General features: G+C 59.5%; 1 protein-coding gene and 1 pseudogene. Both read right to left on the minus strand.

The window, feature by feature from the left end; genetic code table 11:
* Positions 1 to 322, minus strand: a 322-nt coding sequence (locus tag FEM54_RS22230) for a tryptophan synthase subunit beta (protein ID WP_138453041.1), incomplete at its 3' end; no start/stop codon positions are given.
* Between the two features lie 152 nt (positions 323 to 474).
* Positions 475 to 5,990 (minus strand): annotated as a pseudogene (locus FEM54_RS22235) (LapA family giant adhesin); the annotation flags it as partial.

Here is a 5,990-nt window from a genome sequence, read left to right on the forward strand (position 1 = left end):
CTTCATCATTGATCAGATGGCTCAACCCACCCAGCGCTTCCCGTGCATGGTTACGGTCCATCAGTTTGGCCTGGGCCGCCGGGGGCAGGTCGGTGACGCTGATCACGCCCTTGCGGGTCAGTACCTGAATCAAGTCGTCCAGTACCCGGATCATCTCCATGTCACTTTGTTTGAGCTGGGCCAGGCTGGTTTCCACCACTTCGTTGGCGTACCAGGCCTGGATCTCATGGTGATCGGCCGGCAGGGTTTCGGTCGAATCGGCAAAGGCGGCGGCCTCCACGCGACTCAGCACTCCCTGTGCATCACGTTGCACGTAAAACATAAGAATCCCTCGAAAATGAGCCACACGCGTTCACCAGCATAGGTCAATGCTGTGTTTATGGTCGCGAGTATGCGATGCAACCGGCCGCCAGGGCCAGCGACGTATCGCCCAAGCAAATCGACCGCCCTTGCGGGCGGCCGATAAATCACAGCTTAGGAGGTGTGGTCGATCTTGATGGTCGGGTCGGCGCCTGTAATCAGCGAGTTGATGCTGGTGTGCGACCAATCGTTGCCTTCCAGCTTGATGGTCACATCGGCATTGGCCAGGCCGCCGGCGGCGTTGAGCTTGCCTTCACTGCTGATTTGCAGGGTCGACACACCTTCTACCGTGGTGATCTTGAGGTAGTTGTCGATGGTGCTGTCCGTCTCACCTTTCAACAGATCCTTGAGATCGATCCGGTCACCTTCCGAGGCCTTGAAGTCCTTGATCACGTCGTTGCCGAAGTCGCCCGCCTTCCAGACGAAAGTGTCGGCACCCGAGCCGCCGATCAGGATGTCGTTGCCCGGCCCACCGATCAGGGTGTCGTTACCGGTGCCGCCCAACAGGATGTCATTGCCTTTGCCGCCGTCCAGCAGGTCGTTGCCGCCCTGGCCGAACAGGATGTCATCACCTGCGCCGCCCAACAGCGTGTCGTTGCCGTCCTTGGCGCCGGAGACGTCGAAGTCCGCGTAGTGCTCGGTGACGTACTGGTGCACGTTCGAGGTGGTCACCGCCGAGACGGCCACACCGGTTTTCTGTGCCACAAAGGCCTGCAGTGCGTTGTAGCCCTCACCGGTAATCCCGCTGAAGCTCACCAGGTCGCCGAAGAGGATGTCGTTGCCGTCGCCACCGCTGATGGTGTCGGCGCCTGGCAGCGTGGCTTCGGTGTGGCCGAGGATCGCGTTGGCCAGGTCCTTCGGATCGATGTTGCTTTGCGGCTTGCCATCGGTGTCGTAAGGCTTGAGGTCGTTGAGGCTGACGTCGCCGTTGATACCGATGGCTTCAACCGCCGACAAGCCTTTGAGCAGTGCAAAACCGCTGTTGGCATTGCTGGTGGTTGACGAGTCGGTGCTGCTGCCGCTGCCGTTGAGGTACGAGACTTCAAACGTCCCGTCGCCCTGGGCATGCACGGTGCCGATAACGCCGTTGTCGTACCAACTGCCACCGCGGTATTGCACCCACTGGTGGACCTGGCCACGACTGTCGATCAACTGCAGGTTAGTGCCATTGACGTTGATGTTGAAGGTGTTGCCCAGCACATAGTTGTTGGTGTTGATGTAATCGTCCAAGCGACCATCGGTGGTGTTGCTGCTATAGAAATCAACCACCACCGGGTTCGTCTGCTCGCCGCTTTGGTAGTAGGTTGGCTGACCATCGGTGATGAAGTACGTCAGGTTCGTGGCACTTGTGTTACTGGTTGCCAGGTTACTCTGGAAGAAGTTCGCAGTGGCCTTGAACACGTCTTCATAGTTGGTACCGCCACCCGACACCATCGAATCCAGCACAGACTTGAGCAACGTCAGTGCATTTGGATCGTTAAGATTGATCGCAACCGACTTGTTCACCTGGGTATCGAAGTCCGCCAGGAAGATGTTCACGGTGCCCGAGGTGTTCGCGCCGAGGCTGTCTTTGAGCGAGTTGAACACCGACGTCAGCGAAGCTTTGGCCGCGTTGACTGAAGCGGTGCTCATACTGCCGGAACTGTCGACCATGAACGCGATGTTGTAGTTCTTGCCCTGCACCACGTTCAGGCCGCCGATATCGGCCACGACGATGTCATTGCCGTCAGTGCCGACAATGTTGTCGCTGCCCGAAGTACCCGTCACCGAGTTGTAGGTTGCCGGGTACACGGTGACTGGCAATTGCGCCGTGGTAGACGCCGAACCGCCGAGGCTTTCGGTGGAGGTCGACGTCACGGTCAGGTTGAACTGGCCGCTGTAATAGGTCGGTGGCTTGATGGACAGGGTGTTCAGGTCCCAGCCCGTGACGTTCACTTCGCCCACGCCTTTGGTCGCAGTGAAGGTGTGCCCGGACGCGTCGGTGAGGACCGAGCCTGCCGGTACGCCGCTGATCTTCACGCTCAGGGTTTCCGAACCGTCGGTATCAGTCAGCGCGGTGGTTACCTTGGACAGCTTCACAGTGCCGTTTTCCTGGGCTTCGTTAAGCTTGTAGCCCACGTAATAACCGTCACCGTTGCTGCCATGCAGGTCGGACACGGTCACACCGGCGTTGGTCAAATCAGTGAGGCCGGTGTACAGCGGCACGGTGCTGGTGCTCAAGTTCTGAATCGCCCCGCCGTTGATCGACAGATTGACGTCAAAGCTGCCAGGCCCCGCTTGGTTGGCTTGGTAGATCTCGAGGCTGTAGTAACCGCTGACCGTTGGCGTAAACGAGCCGCTGAATTTGCCGCTGTTGGTCGCCCATAGCCCGCTGGCAATGTCTTTACCGCCAACGTTGACCACCACACTGTCATCGGCGACGCCGCTGAAGGTGTAGCTCTTGCCAGCTTCCATGTACATCAGGCCGGAGATCTTGGAGCCAGAGCCGGCGTTGACATTGTCGACTGACTCGACATTGGTGACGACACTGGTGTTGTTCGGCGTACCTGCGTTGTCGATGGCGTTTTTCAGTACGTCTGGTGCCGCGCCGTTCCCGTTGGTGCCGAGGCCGGCAATGCTGTTCCAGCCCTGTTTGATCAGACCGGTCGAGGCGACATTGTTATCGGCCACGTTCAGCGTAGGTGCATCGGCCACGGGTGTGATATCGACTTTCACCGTGGCGCTGTTGCCCAGGTCCTTGCCGTCGGTAGGCTGGAACTTGAACTGCGCATAATCAGCCTGCTTGTTGCCAACACCGGTGCCGCCATAACCGTCGGCGCCGGATTCGTTGGCGTTAGGCATAAAGCGCAACTGGCCGCCGTCGATCTGGGCCTTGGTGAAGGTCTGGTTGGCAGTCACGTTGGTCCAGGTGGTGCCATCCGCTGCCAGGTATTGCAGCTTGCCGGCCACCGGCAGGTCGGTGATTTTCACGCCCAGGCTGGCTTGTGGCGAATCCACATCGGTCACGCCGAAGTTGGCCCAGGTCAGCGCCAGCGGCGTGTCTTCGGTGCCGGTCACGGCGCTGCCGGTGGCGACTGGCGGATCGTTGACTGCCACCACGTTAACGGTGGTGGTGGCAACGTTGGAATAGTTGCCGCCATCGGTCACGGTCACGGTGATGGTCCGCGGCGTGGTGCTTGGGTCGTGACTGTTGTTGGTGAACGTGATGTTCTGGATACGCTGCATGTAATCAGCCAGCGTCGCGCTGCCCGACAACGTCAGGGTGATGGTGCCCGTCTGGTTGTTGGTGCTGACGATGATGCCGTTGACGCTGTTGCCCAGGTTCAGTGCATCACCGGCCTGTGCGTTGGTCAGGGTGACCGTCGCACCGGTCAGCATCGTGCTGTCCGGATCGGTGATCTTGATATCGGTGTCGGCAATCGACACACCCGGCCCGGCGGTGCCTTCGGTGAAGGTGGTTCTGTAGTCGGCACCGGTCGCGCCGCTGGAGTTGTTGGCGTCCAGGTCGATGACCGGCGGCGCATCGTTATCGATGATATTGGTGCTGACGCTGCCGTTGCCGACCACCAGGTTCTCGAAGTTGCCGCCGGTGGTCTTGTCGATAGTGATGACAATCTGTTCGGTCGGCTCGGTGATCCTGTCGTCGATCGTGGCGATGTTAAACGGCACGCTGCTGGCGCCCGCCGGGATCTTCACGGTGTATACGCCGTTGAAGTCCGAACCATCGGTGGCGGTGCCGCTGTACTTGAGCGTCACGGTCACATCGGTTTGCGCCGGGTTGCTCAGGGTCAGCGTGTAATGCGCAGTGCCGCCTTCAGTCACCGAGGCGTCGCCGGTGATGCTGATGGTGGTGTTGTTGACCACATCCGTCACTTTGGTGGTGACGGTGCTGCCGTCGACGATCAGGTGTTCGTACTTGTCGCCGCCGCTGACTACGCCGGTAATCTTGTTGTTCACATCGTTGGCGCCGACATACGCGTCGTTAGGCGCAACAGCCGTGGTGGTGCTGCTGGACTTGCCGTTGCCGATGGTGATGGTCGAGCCGTTATCCAGCCTTACCACCAAGTCGGAACCGACGTTGGTCACTGCAGCGCCGTTCTTGTCGACCAGCGATGCGGTGTAGGTAATCTGACCGCCTTCAGCGACCGATCCGGTGGCTTTGAGCACCACGGTCACATCATCGATGGTGTCGTTGATGGTGGTGGTCGCGCCGCCCGGAGTGATGGTCACGCCTTCGAAGTTACCGCCGGTAGTGCCGGTGATCTTGACGGTTTGGGTGCTCTTGTCGATGAACACGTCATCGCCAGGCGCGGCAACGGTCACAGAGCCTACGGTCGCACCTTGCTTGATGGTGATGCTCGAACCGTTATCCAGCGTGACTACCATGTCGGTGCCAGCCTTGTTGCTCAAGGTGGCGGTGTAGGTGATGGTGCCGCCTTCGTTGACGGCACTTGGTGCGGTCAGCGTGACGCTGGTGAGATCGGTGGTACCTGGGGTATCGGTCACTGTGGTGTTAACAGGCGTAGTGCCTGGCACCAGATTCTCGAAGTGCGCGCCGCCGGTCACGTTAGTGATGGCGGTGGTAACGGTCTGGTCGCCTTTGTACACGTCGTTGGGTGCTACGACGGTGACGGTGCCGCTGGACTGGTTCACACCGATGGTGATGGTTTTGCCGTTGTCCAGGGTCACGGTCAGCGGGCTGGTGATGTTGGTCACCAGCGCGCCGTTTTTATCCACAAGGCTGGCGGTGTAGATGATGTTGCCGCCTTCACCAACGGTGGTAGTGGCGGTCAGGACCACATCGACTTTGTCGATGGTGTCGTTGATCGTGGTGGTCGCACCGTTACCAGCAACTTCCAGTTTCTCGAAGTTGCCGCCAGCGGTGTCGGTGATCTTGACGGTCTGGGTGCTCTTATCGATGAACACGTCATCGCTAGGCGCAGGGACGGTTACTGTGCCGACGGTGTCACCAGCTTTGATGGTGATAGTCGAGCCGTTATCCAACTTCAGCGTGACGTCAGTACCAGCCTTGTTGCTCAAGGTGGCGGTGTAAGTGATCTGGCCACCTTCGTTGACGGCACTTGGCGCGGTCAGCGTGACGGTCGTGGTGTCCGCAGTGCCAGGTGTGTCCGTGACGGTGGTGTTCACCGGCGTTGTGCCCGGCACCAGGTTTTCGAAGTGCTCGCCGCCAGTTACACCCTTAATTGCGGTGGTAACGGTCTGGTCGCCTTTGTATACGTCGTTAGGCGCAACGGTGGTGACAGTGCCGCTGGACTGGTTCACACCGATGGTGATGGTTTTGCCGTTGTCCAGGGTCACGGTCAGCGGGCTGGTGATGTTGGTCACCAGCGCGCCGTTTTTATCCACAAGGCTGGCGGTGTAGATGATGTTGCCGCCTTCACCAACGGTGGTAGTGGCGGTCAGGACCACATCGACTTTGTCGATGGTGTCGTTGATCGTGGTGGTCGCACCGTTACCTGCAACTTCCAGTTTCTCGAAGTTGCCGCCAGCGGTGTCGGTGATCTTGACGGTCTGGGTGCTCTTGTCGATGAACACGTCATCGCTAGGCGCAGGGACGGTTACTGTGCCGACGGTGTCGCCGGCTTTGATGGTGATAGTCGAGCCGTTAT

This window comes from Pseudomonas edaphica, from assembly GCF_005863185.1.
Taxonomy (GTDB): Bacteria; Pseudomonadota; Gammaproteobacteria; order Pseudomonadales; family Pseudomonadaceae; genus Aquipseudomonas; species Aquipseudomonas edaphica.